17 protein-coding genes are annotated in these 14,825 nt (G+C 62.7%); 3 read left to right on the forward strand and 14 right to left on the reverse strand.

Annotation, left to right across the window (positions count from 1 at the left end):
* Positions 1-15 precede the first annotated feature (15 nt).
* From P9292_RS24690 to P9292_RS24705, 4 genes are all read right to left on the reverse strand, one after another.
* Complete coding sequence (locus P9292_RS24690) at positions 16-1,299, reverse strand: dicarboxylate/amino acid:cation symporter (RefSeq protein WP_309961672.1); 1,284 nt, start codon at positions 1,297-1,299, stop codon at positions 16-18.
* A gap of 477 nt (positions 1,300-1,776) precedes the next feature.
* Positions 1,777-2,781, reverse strand: a complete 1,005-nt coding sequence (gene lipA / locus P9292_RS24695) for a lipoyl synthase (protein ID WP_309961674.1) — start codon at positions 2,779-2,781, stop codon at positions 1,777-1,779.
* Positions 2,778-3,596 carry a lipoyl(octanoyl) transferase LipB gene (lipB, locus tag P9292_RS24700; protein WP_309961676.1) on the reverse strand — a complete coding sequence of 273 codons (819 nt, stop codon included), beginning with the start codon at positions 3,594-3,596 and terminating at the stop codon, positions 2,778-2,780. Before lipB ends, lipA begins: the two co-directional genes overlap by 4 nt.
* 73 nt (positions 3,597-3,669) lie before the next feature.
* A complete protein-coding gene (locus P9292_RS24705) occupies positions 3,670-3,996 on the reverse strand; it encodes a DUF2917 domain-containing protein (RefSeq protein WP_250508502.1) in 327 nt (108 codons plus the stop codon).
* A gap of 96 nt (positions 3,997-4,092) precedes the next feature.
* Here P9292_RS24705 and P9292_RS24710 point away from each other — a divergent pair, with 96 nt between their 5' ends.
* The gene (locus tag P9292_RS24710; protein ID WP_250491710.1) at positions 4,093-5,073 is read left to right on the forward strand and encodes a transcriptional regulator GcvA; all 981 of its coding nucleotides are present in this window, start codon (positions 4,093-4,095) and stop codon (positions 5,071-5,073) included.
* On the opposite strand, the gene P9292_RS24715 is transcribed toward P9292_RS24710, so the two are convergent.
* From P9292_RS24715 to P9292_RS24760, 10 genes are all read right to left on the reverse strand, one after another.
* Positions 5,057-5,386 (reverse strand): DUF493 family protein, encoded by a 330-nt coding sequence (locus P9292_RS24715; protein ID WP_409015194.1) that lies wholly within the window; start codon positions 5,384-5,386, stop codon positions 5,057-5,059. The two genes, P9292_RS24710 and P9292_RS24715, sit on opposite strands and share 17 nt — an antisense overlap.
* The gene (locus tag P9292_RS24720) at positions 5,383-6,276 is read right to left on the reverse strand and encodes a D-amino acid aminotransferase (protein WP_244826852.1); all 894 of its coding nucleotides are present in this window, start codon (positions 6,274-6,276) and stop codon (positions 5,383-5,385) included. Before P9292_RS24720 ends, P9292_RS24715 begins: the two co-directional genes overlap by 4 nt.
* A gap of 12 nt (positions 6,277-6,288) precedes the next feature.
* Entirely contained in the window at positions 6,289-7,503 is a 1,215-nt protein-coding gene (locus tag P9292_RS24725) for a D-alanyl-D-alanine carboxypeptidase family protein (RefSeq protein WP_370652117.1), read from the reverse strand.
* 535 nt (positions 7,504-8,038) lie between these two features.
* Positions 8,039-8,674: an alpha/beta hydrolase gene (locus tag P9292_RS24730; protein ID WP_309961681.1), complete on the reverse strand. Its 636-nt coding sequence runs from the start codon at positions 8,672-8,674 to the stop codon at positions 8,039-8,041.
* A 29-nt stretch (positions 8,675-8,703) separates the two neighbouring features.
* Positions 8,704-9,033, reverse strand: coding sequence for a ferredoxin (locus P9292_RS24735; RefSeq protein ID WP_244826850.1), 330 nt, complete (start codon positions 9,031-9,033; stop codon positions 8,704-8,706).
* Positions 9,034-9,085: 52 nt separating this feature from the next.
* A complete protein-coding gene (locus P9292_RS24740; protein ID WP_250462765.1) occupies positions 9,086-10,246 on the reverse strand; it encodes a VanZ family protein in 1,161 nt (386 codons plus the stop codon).
* Between the two features lie 16 nt (positions 10,247-10,262).
* The gene (locus tag P9292_RS24745) at positions 10,263-10,898 is read right to left on the reverse strand and encodes an ABC-type transport auxiliary lipoprotein family protein (protein ID WP_309961684.1); all 636 of its coding nucleotides are present in this window, start codon (positions 10,896-10,898) and stop codon (positions 10,263-10,265) included.
* Positions 10,899-10,917: 19 nt separating this feature from the next.
* On the reverse strand, positions 10,918-11,886 hold the full coding sequence (locus P9292_RS24750) for an MlaD family protein (RefSeq protein WP_244826847.1): 969 nt from the start codon (positions 11,884-11,886) through the stop codon (positions 10,918-10,920).
* A gap of 64 nt (positions 11,887-11,950) precedes the next feature.
* Entirely contained in the window at positions 11,951-12,829 is an 879-nt protein-coding gene (locus P9292_RS24755; protein ID WP_250525313.1) for an ABC transporter ATP-binding protein, read from the reverse strand.
* Between the two features lie 6 nt (positions 12,830-12,835).
* A complete protein-coding gene (locus tag P9292_RS24760) occupies positions 12,836-13,963 on the reverse strand; it encodes an ABC transporter permease (protein ID WP_244826845.1) in 1,128 nt (375 codons plus the stop codon).
* 179 nt (positions 13,964-14,142) lie between these two features.
* Here P9292_RS24760 and P9292_RS24765 point away from each other — a divergent pair, with 179 nt between their 5' ends.
* Positions 14,143-14,490 (forward strand): type II toxin-antitoxin system RelE/ParE family toxin, encoded by a 348-nt coding sequence (locus P9292_RS24765; protein ID WP_309961686.1) that lies wholly within the window; start codon positions 14,143-14,145, stop codon positions 14,488-14,490.
* The gene (locus P9292_RS24770) at positions 14,483-14,815 is read left to right on the forward strand and encodes a helix-turn-helix domain-containing protein (RefSeq protein WP_244826843.1); all 333 of its coding nucleotides are present in this window, start codon (positions 14,483-14,485) and stop codon (positions 14,813-14,815) included. The genes P9292_RS24765 and P9292_RS24770 overlap by 8 nt, the downstream gene beginning before the upstream one ends.
* Positions 14,816-14,825 lie beyond the last annotated feature (10 nt).

Genomic DNA, 14,825 nt, shown 5'->3' on the forward strand with positions numbered 1-14,825 from the left:
CTGCTTTCCGCGGCTTTAAGCGACGGTTTTGGGTTCGTGCTCGGCCGCGCCGTGCTTGAGCGCGTCGCGCAGCTTGTTGCGATCGAGCTCGTTCTCCCACGCCGACACCACCACCGTCGCCACGCCGTTGCCGACGATATTCGTCAGCGCGCGGCATTCGCTCATGAAGCGGTCGATGCCGAGAATCAGCACCATGCCCGCCAGCGGAATGGTCGGCACGACTGCAAGGGTTGCCGCCAGCGTGATGAAGCCCGCGCCGGTCACGCCGCTTGCGCCCTTGGACGTGAGCATGGTCACCGCGAGCAGCGTCAATTGCTGGCCCCAGCTTAAGTCCGTGTTGGTTGCCTGCGCGATAAACAGCACCGCCATCGTCATGTAGATGTTGGTGCCGTCGAGATTGAACGAGTAGCCCGTCGGCACGACGAGACCCACGACCGAGCGCGAGCAGCCGAGCTTTTCGAGCTTGAGCATCAGTTGCGGCAACGCGGCTTCGGACGAACTCGTGCCGAGCACGATCAGCATCTCTTCCTTGATGTAAGCGACGAAGCGCAGGATCGAGAAGCCCACCATCCGCGCGATGGTGCCGAGCACCACGAGCACGAAGACGATCGACGTCAGATAAAACGTGCCGATTAGCTTGAGCATGGGCAGCAGCGAGCCGATCCCGTACTTGCCGATGGTGAACGCCATCGCGCCGAACGCACCGATGGGCGCGAGTTTCGTGATGATGCCGACCATGCCGAACAGCACGCTCGACAGCCCTTCGATGAAGCTCGTCACCACGCGGCCGCGTTCGCCGAGATGCGCGAGCACCGAGCCGAACAGGAGCGCGATCAATAGAATCTGCAGGATTTCACCTTGCGCGAACGCGGAGATCAGCGTGTCGGGGATGATATGCAGGAAGAAATCGACCGTGCTCTGGCCGTGCGCCTTGGTCGCGAACGACTCGACGGCCTTGTGGTCAAGCGTCGCGGGATCGACGTTGAAGCCGACGCCGGGCTTGAGCACGTGCGTGGCGATGAGGCCGAGGACGAGCGCGAAGGTCGAGACGACTTCGAAATACAGCAGCGCCTTGCCGCCGACGCGTCCGACCTTCTTCATGTCCTCCATGCCGGCAATACCGGTCACGACGGTACAGAAGATGATCGGCCCGATCACCATCTTGATGAGTTTGATGAAGCCATCGCCGAGCGGCTTCATGTCGGTGGCGAGAGCGGGATAGAAATGCCCGAGCGCGATACCGATGGCGATGGCCAAGAGCACCTGCACGTACAGGACTTTATAGAAAGGTTTCTTCACGATAGTTCCAGGCAAAGGTCAGGCAGTTGGCGAAAAAAGAGCCAGCGGCGGGCTTTGACGCTTGATGCGTGTCGATTGTGTTGGCGACGAGCATCGGAAACGCGTCGTTCGAGCGAGAGCCGCTACGTCGACGGATTCAGGAACGGATGGATGCGAAGGGATTCATCAGCTTGTCTCCTTGACTTTTATAGACGGCTTCGCGGGCCGTAACTCTTCTATTGCAAGGGCAATGCCAGACTTTTTGCTGCGTAACCTGCTGATTTGGCTGAATATTTTTAGGACCTTGGCGATTGCCAATCCAGCTTTCCGGAAATCCGGAAAATGCTTGTCCGGGAGTTCGGACTATTCGATGCCGTCTGTCACGACGTCTTGGTGTGGGCGATGTTCCCGCCATCTGCGCGCTGTTGGCCAAAAAAAACCCACGGTCTCCGTGGGTTTTCTTCTTCGTGCGAAATGCAGGAAAGGCAGTAAGCAGCTTTAAACCACGCCAGCGCCATGCGCCTGCAAATCCGCGTGATAGCTCGAACGGACCATCGCGCCGACTGCCGCGTGCGTGAAGCCCATCTTGTACGCTTCTTCTGCGTACATCTTGAACGTGTCCGGATGCACGTAAGCCCGCACGGGCAGGTGATGCTCCGACGGTTGCAGGTACTGGCCGATGGTCAGCATGTCGACGTCGTGCGCGCGCAAATCGCGCATTACCTGAAGAATTTCTTCCTCGGTTTCGCCAAGACCGACCATTAGCCCGGACTTGGTCGCGACCTCCGGATGCAGCGCCTTGAAGTCCTTCAAGAGCTTGAGCGAATGATGATAATCCGAGCCCGGACGCGCTTCCTTGTAGAGACGCGGCACGGTTTCCAGATTGTGGTTCATCACGTCTGGAGGCGCGGCGGTCAAAATGCCGATCGCGCGATCCAGCCGGCCACGGAAGTCCGGCGTCAAGATTTCGATGCGCGTTTCCGGCGAATGCTCGCGCACCTGCCGAATGCACTCGACGAAGTGCGCCGCGCCGCCGTCACGCAGATCGTCGCGATCCACGCTCGTGATCACCACGTACTTCAGCTTCAGCGCGCCGATGGTGCGCGCGAGATTCAACGGCTCTTCCGCATCGAGCGGGTCTGGACGGCCGTGGCCCACGTCGCAGAACGGGCAACGGCGCGTGCATTTGTCGCCCATGATCATGAACGTGGCCGTGCCCTTGCCGAAGCACTCGCCGATATTCGGGCAGCTCGCTTCTTCGCAAACCGTATGCAGATTGTGTTCGCGCAGAATCTGCTTGATCTCGTTGAAACGCGAACTGCCGGTGGCCGTGCGTACGCGAATCCATTCCGGCTTCTTGAGCTTTTCGATCGGGATGATCTTGATCGGGATGCGCGCGGTTTTCGCCTGCGCCTTCTGCTTCGCGGTGGCGTCGTAGGCGGCGGGCGGAACGGCGGTGTTGCCGTCGGTCGATCCAGCAAGATTTGCGGTTGCGTCAGTCATTCGCTTGATCCGTTTGAGTCTGCTTGGACGGCGGCGCCGTCGTGCAATTGTGCGGCGGCAGCAGGAACGCCGTCGATCTGATGCGCCAGCCGTTCGGCGAGCGTCGCGGCTACGTCGCGCCAGTCGGCTTCGACGCCGAGCGTCGCCATGTCGACCGTTTCGAGTCCCGCGTAGCCACACGGGTTGATCGCGAGGAAGGGCTGCAGGTCCATCCTCACATTGAGACTCACGCCGTGATAACTGCAGCCGTTGCGAATCTTGAGTCCCAGCGCGGCGATCTTCGCGCCTTCGTGCAGCGCGTGCGAACCGGCGTTGGCGCCCAGTTCCGTGTGCCGCGCGGAAGGCTTCGCGACATAAATGCCAGGCGCGCCGACCTTACGATCCGTGACAAGATTATACGATGCAAGGGTTTCGATCACGGCCTCTTCGATCCGGCGCACCAGTTCACGCACCATCAGCTTGCGACGCCGCAGATCGAGCAGCAGATAGGCCACGATCTGACCGGGCCCGTGATAGGTGATTTGTCCGCCGCGATCCACCTTGATGAGCGGAATGCCGCTGTCGGCCAGGAGCAGATGCGCCGGGTTGCCGGCAAGTCCGAGCGTGAACACGCGCGGATGTTCGACGAGCCAGATTTCGTCTTGCGTCTCGGGCGTGCGTGCGTCGGTGAAGGCGCGCATCGCGTCGAAGCTTTCCTGATACGGCTCTAAGCCGCGCCAGCGCAAAATGACCGGATGGTCGCCGAAGCGGAAGACGCTGGACGGTTCGGCGGGAGTGGAGCGTTCCGGCGCGAAAGCGGTGGAAATGGCGGGCATGATTCCGATAGTTTACCGAAATCGCTCGATGCCCGCCGACGCTGAACCCGAAGATAATGCGCCGGACTGCGCTTCAGACCGTGCGCCAGCCCGAACGCAACCGCTGCGCGAGACGTTCGATGCTCGTCGATACCCAGTGGATCGCGCGCTCGTCGCAGCGCGGCACAATGGTGAAGACGACTTGCGCGGGGCGGTCGCCGTCCACCGAAAGCCATAGGCGTTCGCGTTCGCGCAACTTGAGTTGGTCGCCGGGCACGAGCCAATAGTCTTCGGTGTCGTTGCTGCGCGTCGCCCAGACCGTGCTGCCTTGCACCGAAAGCCGCGTGCCACGCACGATGCGCATCGGCACCGTTTCGCCCGGCTTGATTTCGAAGATGACGCTTGTTGATATTTCTCGCATGATCCACTCCGCCAAAGGAACGTTTCGATGACTACAATCCTAGGCGTGGCAAGGCGTTGAACCAAACGATCAATTTTCACTGCTATGTGAGCCAGATTGACAACCGACCCTCAGACTATCCATACAGATTTGCGCCAGTTGCCCGCTCTGAATGCGCTTCGAGCGTTCGAAGCCGCCGCGCGTCATGAGAGTTTTTCGCGCGCCGCCGACGAGCTCTTCGTGACGCACGGTGCGGTGAGCCATCAGATTCGCGCACTCGAAGCCGAACTGGGCGTGCCGCTTTTCGCGCGCGACGGCAAGCGCGTACGCCTGACCGATCGCGGCCGCCAGTACGCCGTCGAAGTGCGGGCCTCGCTCCTTTCGCTGGCCGAATCCACACGACGAATTCGTTCCGGCGACCGGGACCGTCGCTTGATCGTGTCGATGCTTTCGTCGTTCTCGGCGCGCTGGCTGACGCCGCGCGTGGGCAAATTCATCGAGAAGCATCCGGAAGTGGATCTGGAACTACACTCGACGAACGCGCTCATCGACTTCAATCGCGACGATGTGGACCTCGCAATTCGCTTCGGCTACGGCAAATACGCCGGTCTGCATACAGAAGAGTTGCTCGACGAAGTGTTCTTCCCCGCGTGTTCGCCGCGCTTCAACGGCGGCAATCTGCCGCGCACGCCGGCCGATCTGGCGAACCTGCCGCTGCTGCGTTCGAACGACGAGTTGTGGCGCCCGTGGTTCGACGCAGCCGGCCTGACGGAAACGCCGGAACCGAAGCGCGGCGTTCTGTATGAGGATTCGTCGAATCTGCTGCAGGCGGCGATCGACTGTCAGGGAGTCGCGCTGGTGCGAAGGTCGCTGGCGATGCAGGAAATCATCGCGGGAAGGCTTGTGCGTTTATTCAACGTGGATGGTCCGAGCCCGTGGACCTATTTCTTCGTCTGCCCGCCCGCGGCGATGCAAACCGCGCGCGTGCAGGCATTTCGCAATTGGATTTTCGACGAAGCCGAGCAGTTCCGGCAGCTCTACGAACGCACGCCCGCAGTCTGCGACGCACCCGAAAGCACGCTCAAAGCACTACCTTGACCATGGGATGGCCGGTAAGCGCGCGATAGATGTCGTCCAGATGCGCGCGGTTCTGCGCGCGCACGGTGCAAGTCAGGCCGGTGTAATTGCCGCCCGACGAAGGCCGCGCTTCGACGCGCCCGTCGTGAAACTCGTTGTCGTATTCACGCAGTACGTTGACGATCGCGTCCTGAAACTCCGGATGCGTCTTGCCCATCACCTTGATCGGAAAGTCGCACGGAAAGTTGAACAACGCGTCGATGTCGGGGTTTGCGGCGGTTTTGGGTTTGGATTCGGACATGGCTTTCTCCTTCGCATGGCGCGGTTCGCTCACAGGCCGAACTCGCGCGTCTTGGCTCGCTGATAAGCGCCATACAGCGCAGCATAGACCGCGCCGGGCCGGCCGTCGCCAACGCGCTGACCGTCGAGCGTCGTAATCGGCATGACCTCTTTGGTCGCCGAACTGATCATGAGTTCATCGGCCGCGCGCAGTTCGGCTTCGGTGATGTCGCGTTCCTCGAACACGATGCCCGCTTCCTTCGCCAACTCTTCGATGAGGCTGTAACGGATGCCTTCCAGAATGCGCGGTCCACGCGGCGCACCGAGGAGCGTGCCGCCTTTCACTACCCAGACATTTGAGGACGAACCTTCGGTTAGCAAGCCGTCGCGCAACTGGATGGTTTCCAGCGCGTCGTGTTCGGCGGCGTGCTGCGCCATGAGCACATTGCCGAGAAGCGAGGTCGATTTGATATCGCAATGCAGCCAGCGCTTGTCTTCGGCGGTGACGGCGGCCGCGCCGCGAGCCCGCGCCTCGACGCTCGGAAACACGAGTTGTCCGACCATGACGAACACGGTCGGCGTGATGCCCGCCGGAAAGGCGTGGCCGCGCCGCTTCGCCACGCCGCGCGTGACCTGGATGTAGACGAGCGCATCGCCGGCGCCGGCGTTCGCTTCGATCGCACGGGCGATCAACGCGCGCCAGCCGGCATCGTCGAAAGGATTGGCGATGCTGATCTTGCCGAGACTGCGTTCGAGTCGCGCGAGATGCTGAGTCAGGCGAAACGGCAGACGCTCGCCGTTTGCCTGCGCGTAGAGCGGCACGACTTCGTAGATGCCATCGCCGAAAATGAAGCCCCGGTCCAGCACCGGAATGCGCGCTTCGGAAAGCGGGCCCCACTCTCCGTTCAGATAGACCGTCGGGTCGAAGTCTTCGGCGATGCTCATCGAACCTGCTCCTTACTTACGCTTTTGCCACATCAACAAAGCCGAATCCCACAAGCGGCCGAAGATGCCGGCTTCCGGCACGTCCTGCAGCGCGACCAGCGGGAACTGCGCGACGTCCTTGCCGTCCGCGACCATCTTGACGGTGCCGATTTGCTGGCCCTTCTTGATCGGCGCGATCAGCAAATCGTTACGCGTGACCGTGGGCTTGACCTTTTCGCCGAGACCCTTAGGCACGGTGATGTACTGATCCGTCTCGACGCCCGCCTGCACGTTGTCGGACGCGCCCTTATACACGCGCGGCGATTCGATCACCTGATTCGCCTTGAAGAGACGCACCGCGTCGTAGGCCGTGTAACCGTAGTTGAGCATCTTCAGGCTGTCTTGCACGCGCGCGGATTCCTTCGGCTCGCCCATCATCACGGCGACCAGACGGCGGCTCGCGTCGGGCGTGCCGACGAGCGGGCGCTTGGCCGTCGCGATCAGGCAATATCCCGCCGCCTTGGTGTGACCGGTCTTGAGACCGTCGACGGAAGGATCGAGCCACAGAAGACGATTGCGATTCGGCTGCTTGATCTTGTTGTACGTGAAGTCGCGTACCGAGAAGATGCTGTAGTACTCGGGGAAGTCGCGGATGAGGCGCGTGGACAGCACCGCCAGGTCGCCCGCCGTCGTGTAGTGCTGCGGGTCGGGCATGCCGTTTACATCGGCGAAATTGGTGTGCTTCATGCCAATGCGCTTGGCGCCGGCGTTCATCAGCGTGACGAAGTTGCCTTCGCTGCCGCCGACGAGTTCGGCAAGCGCGATGGCCGCGTCGTTGCCCGACTGGATGATCATGCCGTAGACCAGGTCATGCACGGTTACCGGCTTGTTCGCCTCGATGAACATGCGCGACTCGTCCGTCTTCACGCGGCGCACGGCCTCGGTCGGCATCACCGTCTGGTCCATGTTGATCTTCTTCGACTTCAACGCGTCGAAGACGAGATATGCGGTCATCAGCTTGGTGAGCGATGCCGGTTCCACACGCTCATCCGGATTGCCCGATGCGAGCACCTGATTGCTGGTGGCGTCGACGAGCACCCATGAATGCGCGGTGACGTCCGGCGGCGGGACTTGCGCAAAGGCGCTCGCGGCGGCGAGCACGGCGGGCATCACGATAGCGGCTTGCAACGTGCGACGCTCGACTGCTGAAAGGGGAGAAACAGACAAGCCGGAAGGGAAAAAGCGCATAGGATCGGTCGGAAGAAGAAGCATCGGCGTTTCGCCGGGTGTGATCGGCGTTGGCGAAACGCGGGTTGAACAGGTGGACCGTCGATACCGGTCGCGCTAGTCGCTCGTGTTGCCAGCCAATGGTCTTCGACTGGTCACGCGAACTCGCGCTTACTCGACAGACGGACGCGCCATCGAAGTCTATCGCCGCGCACGCGAAGAAAACCGTGAGCGTTCCGACGCCCGGGCAACATGAGTACGAAACGCAGGTCTTCGAATATCGCGTGAGCCCGCATGAAAGCTTGCGCGCTCGGGCGCCGGGTCTTCGCTGCGTCACGCAACATGAAAGGCCATTCGGCAGGACGTTTGCTCACGCTCGCAGCAAAAAATTCTGCGTCATTATACGCGCGCCGAGGGTGCGGTTTCCGATGAATCTACGGACAAGACGCGTGTTTTCACGTTTGCCGCGCCGCAATTCGAGGGATTACGCCGATAGCCATTCGAGCGCCGATTCGCGCGGCGAAACGCTCGATGACGACGAGATTGAAACGCTCTTTCAGCGCCAGGCATCGACGATGATGCGTTTCAAAACATGCAGCTTGCGATGGAAGAAATGCTCGCCGCCCGGGATCACGACAACCGGCAATTCCTGCGGGCGCGCCCAGTCGTAGACGGAGGAAATGGGCACGGTCTCGTCCACTTCGCCGTGGATCACGAGCGTGCTTTCGGGCACGGGCGCGACGTCCCAGCGGCTCGCAGCGGTGCCCGCAAAGACCATGCGCTCGATACTCTTGCCGCTTTCGACGAGCCGCTTCGCGACATGCGACAGCACGAAGGTGCCGAACGAAAAGCCCGCGAGCACGAGCGGCACGTCTTCCTGGCCCGGCTGCGCGCGCATGTGGTCGATGAGCGCGAGCAAGTCGTCCTGTTCGCCGATACCGTTGTCGTGCTCGCCCGCCGTCTGGCCGACGCCTCGAAAGTTCGAGCGATACGTCGTGTAGCCGAGTTGCACGAAGGTACGCGCGAGCGTCTGCGCGACCTTGTTGTCCATCGTGCCGCCGAAGAGCGGATGCGGATGCGCGACGAGCGCGATTCCGCGCGGCGCTTTATCGGCGGCATCGGTCCGGTCGAGCGCGACTTCGATCTTGCCCACTGGACCGTCGATCAGGAATTTTTCGGTTTGCGCGTTCATCGGGTTACTGAGTCTGGGTCACCAAGCGGTCACGCGGGTTGATCGATCAGAAGGCGCTCAACGATCTTGCCGTTCGCAAGATGCGAATCGACGATCTCGTCGATGTCGGTTTCGTCGATATACGTGTACCACGTGCCTTCCGGATACACGACGAGCACGGGGCCAAGTTCGCATCGGTCGAGACAGCCAGCCTTGTTGATGCGCACGTTGCCCTCGCCCGCGAGGCCAAGTTTCTTCACGCGCTTCTTCGCGTGTTCCTGCATTTGCTGCGCGTTGCAATTGGCGCAGCTCGGGCGCGCGGCGTCGGCATCGCGCTGATTGAGGCAGAAGAACACGTGGTACTTGTAGAAAGAGTCCATGGCGTGGGGCCTTTAGTGTGTTCGGATCGATTATAGCGAGCGATGTTCATGCCTACCCGGCCCGCGCCCGCCGCCGCGCGAGCCACGCGCGCTCCGCCGCCGACGCGAGCCAGCCGAGCGCCGCGTAAGGCCACACCCACGCGAGCCAGTGCAGAAGGCCGTTGAAGTGCAGATAGCGCCCTTGCCGCCAGTCGGCCAGCACGATGTCGAAGTACGGATTCAGCGGCAGCAGATTGACGAGCGCAAGCCCCGCGACGAGCGCCGCGCCGGCAAGCACGGCGCGCAACGAGCGTGGCAATGCAACCGACAGCACGGCCGCCAGCGCGCCGATCGCGATGCCTTCGAGCGCACCGTCCGTTGCCCAGTCGTAAAAAAGTCCCGCGCGCGATTGCAGAAACGTCGCGGCCGCCTTGGCGAACAACGTCGCGACGATCAGGCCGAGCATCAGCCGGATGCGGGGCGCGCGCTCGCGCGTGAGCAAGGTTGCAAGTACGAGCGCCGCATACAAATTGCACGACGTGATGATCGCTTCCCATGCGTCGTCGGGCAGGAGCGCGCCGAGCCGGTCCGACCAGGTTTCGAGGTCCCACGAGGCGGGCGCCCAGGCGAGGATCGCGTCCTGCATCGCGGGATCGAGCCCGTCCCAAAGCGCGCGCGGCAGGTCGCCACCGCCGAACAGATAAGGCGCGGGGAACATGCCGGCGAACGGCCACAGCGCCGTCAATCCGATCACATACGCCGCGTGCCGCTCGAACCAGGTGAAGCGGATGCGCCTGAGCCAGCCGCGATCGAGCAGCGCACTCGTCGCGGGCGCGATCAGCACGCCGCCGACGAGCGCGCCGAACGCATTGGCGGCGAGATCGAGATTGGAGGCGACGCGCGTCGGCAAGTAAGTCTGGATGGCTTCCATCGCGCCCGACAGAAGCGCGCCGCCGAAGAGCGCGAGACACACCGCCACCGATCCCCTGAAGCGCGGATAAAGCGCCAGCACGATCAACGCGCCGAGCGGCATGTAGCCGAGCACGTTGGTGATGACATCGAACGCGGTCAGATACTGCGGCAAGGGATCGGCGATGAAAGCAAACGGCCCGATGCCGAGCGTGCGCCAGCCCGAAAACGGATACAGCGACGCATAGACCACGAGCGTCGCGTAGGCGGCGAGCGCCTGCCGGGAAAACGCCGACGGGCGGCGCTGCCATTGCTTGATCGTCATGAGCCGCGCGAATGCCTCATTGTGCGGCGGCGGTGAGCGGCTGCTTGTCGAGCCACGCGCTGAGTTGCGAAATCATCTCGTCGGACGCGGCGGCGAGCGCGCGTGCGCCGCCCGCCGCGTCGCCGGTGGGCGCGCTCGATTCGGTGCTGAAGCTGCGTTGTGCGACGACGCGTCCCTGCTGCGTGAGCGTCGCGCGCACCGCGACCAGACCGTGGCTGCGCTCGGGCGCATCGAAGACTTGCTCGAAGCGCGTGAGTTCGACTTCGAGCAAGGCCGCGCGCACCGGATCGGCGCCCGTAAGAACCGGACCGCGCGCCGACAAGCTGTCGCGCAGACGTTGCGTCAGGAGTTGCGCGGGCGGCATCGTCCAGTGACTGTTCGAATAGTTGCCGGTGCGTTGTGCATCGACATAACTGAGCCGGTAGATGAAGTCGTCCGTTTCGAGATTGCGCGGCGCGCTCACGGCCAACACCTTGACCGGCGGCGTGGTGGCCGGCGTGCTGTTCGCGCTCTGGTCGATGGCGGGCGCGACGCCCAGGTCGTAGCGCACGTTCGGCATCGCCGATGGCGTGGACGCGCACGCCGCGAGCATCGTCATGCAGGCGAGCGCGAGCGCGGCGGTCATCGTCATGTTGCGGTGGTCGTTGTGCATAGCGTTCCTTCGAATCACGTCAATGCGCCGTCGGCGTTGGGCTTGCGGGCCACGCGAAGCCCGGTTCGCCCGGCCCCGGCGACTTCTGCGGCGCGCCGAACAACACGCTGCGCGGATTGGTGCTGAATGCATCGGCGGCGCGGTCGACGGAACGCGCGGCGCTGCCGACGTCGTCGGTGAACGAGTAAAGGCGCGGCAACGCTTCGAAGCCCACGCGCGCCGTCACGTTGCGCAGCGACTCGTTCATGTCGGTGAGCGCCGCAGCCGCCTGGTCGGCCGCATTGCCCGCCTTGTTCAGATTGGTGACGAACGGGCCGTCGGGCCGGTTCAGGTTTTGAATCAGCGTATTGGTCGATGCCAGCGTGCGGTCGAGTTGCTTGAGCGTCTGCGGCAAATGCTCGGTCGCGGGCGACACCTGATTGGTAAGTGTCGCAATGCCGTCGGCGGCATTTTTCAGGCTCTTCGTCGTGTCGAGCAACTGGACGCGCACATCGTCGGAGAGGAACTTGTCGGCATCTTCGGAGAGGCGTTCGAAGCGCTTGAGGATGACGTCGCCGCGCTCCTGCAATTGTTCGAAGAGACCGGGACGCATCGGCACTTCGGCCACGTTCTGCGCCGACGATGGCAACGCGCTCGGGTCTTTCCCCGTGTCGTCGAGCTGCACGAACGCGATGCCCGTCACGCCCTGAAAGCCGAGCGTGGCGAAGGTGGAATGCGTCATCGGCGCGTTCTGGTCGACGAGAATGCGAATGCGGATCTGCCCCGGATGCGCTTTATCGAAGCGAATGGACTGCACCTTGCCGACGCCGAGACCGCGATAACGCACGGAGGCGTCCGTAAAAAGCCCGGTCACGTTGGTGCGGGCGATGAGGTCGTAAGGCACGCGCACCGTGCGGTCCACGTTGAAGAAGAACACCGCGAACGCAATGGCGAGCACGAGAACGATGGTGAACAGTCCGGTCCAGAACGCATGTGATTTGTTTTCCATCGTCATGTTCCTTTGCTTGCTGGCTCGCGCGTGCGGTGGCCTTCGCGTCGTTGGCGGGAGGTGCTCATTTGTTGACGCTGATGGTCGCGTCCTCCAGCGCGGCGGCGGGCAGCTTTGCGCGGCGTTCGGGCGGCAGCGCCTGCAATGCGCGCCGGCCCCGCCGCCCCAGAAAATATTCGCGGATGAACGGATGATCCACCGCGCACGCTTCTTCCACGGGCGCCGCGACCAGTACGCGCCGGTCCGCCAGCACGGCGACACGGGTGGACAGCGCGACCATGGTATCGAGATCGTGTGTGACGAGCACGACAGTCAGCCCGAGCGCGCGATGCAGGGTCGCGATGAGATCGACGAATTCATCGGAGGCCTTCGGATCGAGACCGGCGGTGGGTTCGTCGAGAAACAGCAGTTCCGGTTCCAGCGCAATGGCCCGCGCGATGCCCACGCGCTTCACCATTCCGCCCGATAACGCCGACGGCATCTTGCTCGCGTGCTTGCACGACAGCCCGACCATTTCGAGCTTGAGCATGACGAATTCGCGGATCAGGTCTTCGGGAATCTTGCCGAGTTCGCGAAACGGCTGCGCGATGTTGTCGTACACGGAAAGCGACGAGAACAGCGCGCCTTGCTGAAACATCATGCCGGAACGCGTGCGCATCATTTTCGCGGTTTCGTCGTCCATGTGCGCCCATTCCTCGCCGAGCACGCGGATACTGCCCGAAGTCGGCGATTCGAGGCCGAGAATCTGCCGCACGAGCGTGGTCTTGCCCGAACCCGAGCCGCCCAGCAACGCGACGATCTCGCCGCGCCGCACATTCAGATTCAGATGCTCGTGAATCACCGTTCGGCCATAGCGCTTGGTGACGTCGCGCACTTCGATCACCGGCTCGGCGATGACGGGCGGCGGCTGATGACGAACGGCAGTGGCAAGGGTCGTCGACATATGCGCCTATAGCCCCACGTTCTGAAACAGGATGGCGAAGACGGCATCCGCGAGAATCACGATGGTGATGGAACTGACCACGGAAGTCGTCGTGCCTTCGCCGAGACTCTGCGAATTCGCCTTGATGCGAAAGCCGAAGTGACACGCGGCAAGCGCGATCAGCATGCCGAACACCACGCCTTTGCCGAGTCCGATCCACAAATTGGCGATAGGCACGACCGAAGGCAGCGAGCGGATGAAGAACGAGATGTCGATGGACAACACGAGCTTCGCCGCGACTGCGCCGCCCGTCAGCGCGATGATGTTGGTCCACATGACGAGCAGCGGCATGGCGATACCGAGCGCGATCACGCGCGGCAAGACGAGCCGCAGACCGTGCGGGATGCCCATGACCTGCATGGCATCGAGTTCTTCCGTCACGCGCATGACGCCGATCTGCGCGGTGATGGCCGAACCCGAGCGTCCGGCGACGAGAATCGCGGAGAGCACCGGCCCGAGTTCGCGGATCACCGAGAGCCCGAGAATATTCACGATGTACTGATTCGCGCCGAACACGCGCAACTGCTGCGCCGACAGATAACTGAGCACGATGCCGATCAGAAACGCCACCAGCGCGGTGATGGCGAGCGCCTGCGCGCCGGCGCTATAGATGTTCGCGGAGATTTCGACCCAGGGAATGCGCCTCGGCCGCCGCACGAGCCCGAAGAGATCGAGGACGAAGCCGCCGAACATCGACAGGCCGCCTTGCAGATGGTCGAAGAAGCCGAAGATCAGTTCCCCGAGTCGCGTGACCGGGTTGGTGCGCGTGACGACTTCGGGCTCTTCGCGTTCGGCGTCGAGCAGCGCGACACGTTCGAAGATTTCGCGTTGCGTGTCCGACAGCGCGATGGTCGCCGGCATGCGGCGGCCCCACACGCGCCAGAGCGCTTGTCCGCCGACGTGATCGAGCCGCTCGACCGACAGCAGATCCCATTGGCTGATGGCTTCGCGCCCGACCGCGCGCAGCCGCCGCGTCACACCGCTCTTGGCCCGGTCGCGCGCGAGCGCAAGCGCGGTCCACTGGCCCGAGAGCCGAACCACCTTGCCTTGCTGACCAGCTTCCACACTGAGGCGGGGCGGCGTGTCGAAGTTCAAGGAACAATGCGCGTCAGAACGCGGCGTGAAGGGGAGAGGACATTGTAACGAAGGTTAATGAGGCGGCGCTGTTATGGCGCGGGGGGTTGTGGGATGGCTTTAGACCGACTGGCTGAATTTACACGAGGCGCCGGTCACGAAAAACTGGCAACTGGAAATCCGGCCTCTTGTTATCAAATATGCTAACCTCAGAAACTGGCGACTGGACGATTGCGTACTACAACGCCCGCGTGAAGCGCGAGATCTTTTCGCTGCCGACAGGCATCCGTTCAGACTACTTGAGACTGCTGCGAATCCTGATGAAGCACGACCCCGCGTTGCGGCTGCCGCATTCACGGGCGCTCGGCGATGGTCTGTTCGAACTTCGACCGCACGGCGAAGAAGGTATCGGGCGAGTGTTTTATTGCACGCTGCTCGGCCAGCGGATCGTCATGTTGCACTCCTTCGTCAAGAAGACGCAGCAGACGCCCGACGACGAATTACGCATTGCCCGCAAGCGCATGATGGAGACGAAACGCAATGGCTAAAACCCGGCTGCAACGCGAACTGGAAGAGCGCTACGCTCCGGTTCCCCACACGCGCGAAGACACTGAGCGCATGATGGCGGACCCGGAATTCAAGGCCGCTTACGATGCACTCGAAAGCAAATATGCGCCGCTCGAAGCCTTTCTCGACGCGCGCGTGGCAGCGGGCCTGACACAAGCGCAAGTCGCCGAACGCATGGGAACGACCGCGTCCGCCGTCGCGCGGCTCGAAGCATCGCTTGCCAGCGAAAAACATTCGCCATCGGTATCGACTTTGCGCAAGTACGCTGCGGCTTGCGGCAAGCGGCTGAAGATCTCGCTCGTTTAGCGTGAGGTGA

The sequence above is a fragment of the Caballeronia sp. LZ001 genome (genome assembly GCF_031450875.1).
Classification (GTDB): Bacteria; Pseudomonadota; Gammaproteobacteria; order Burkholderiales; family Burkholderiaceae; genus Caballeronia.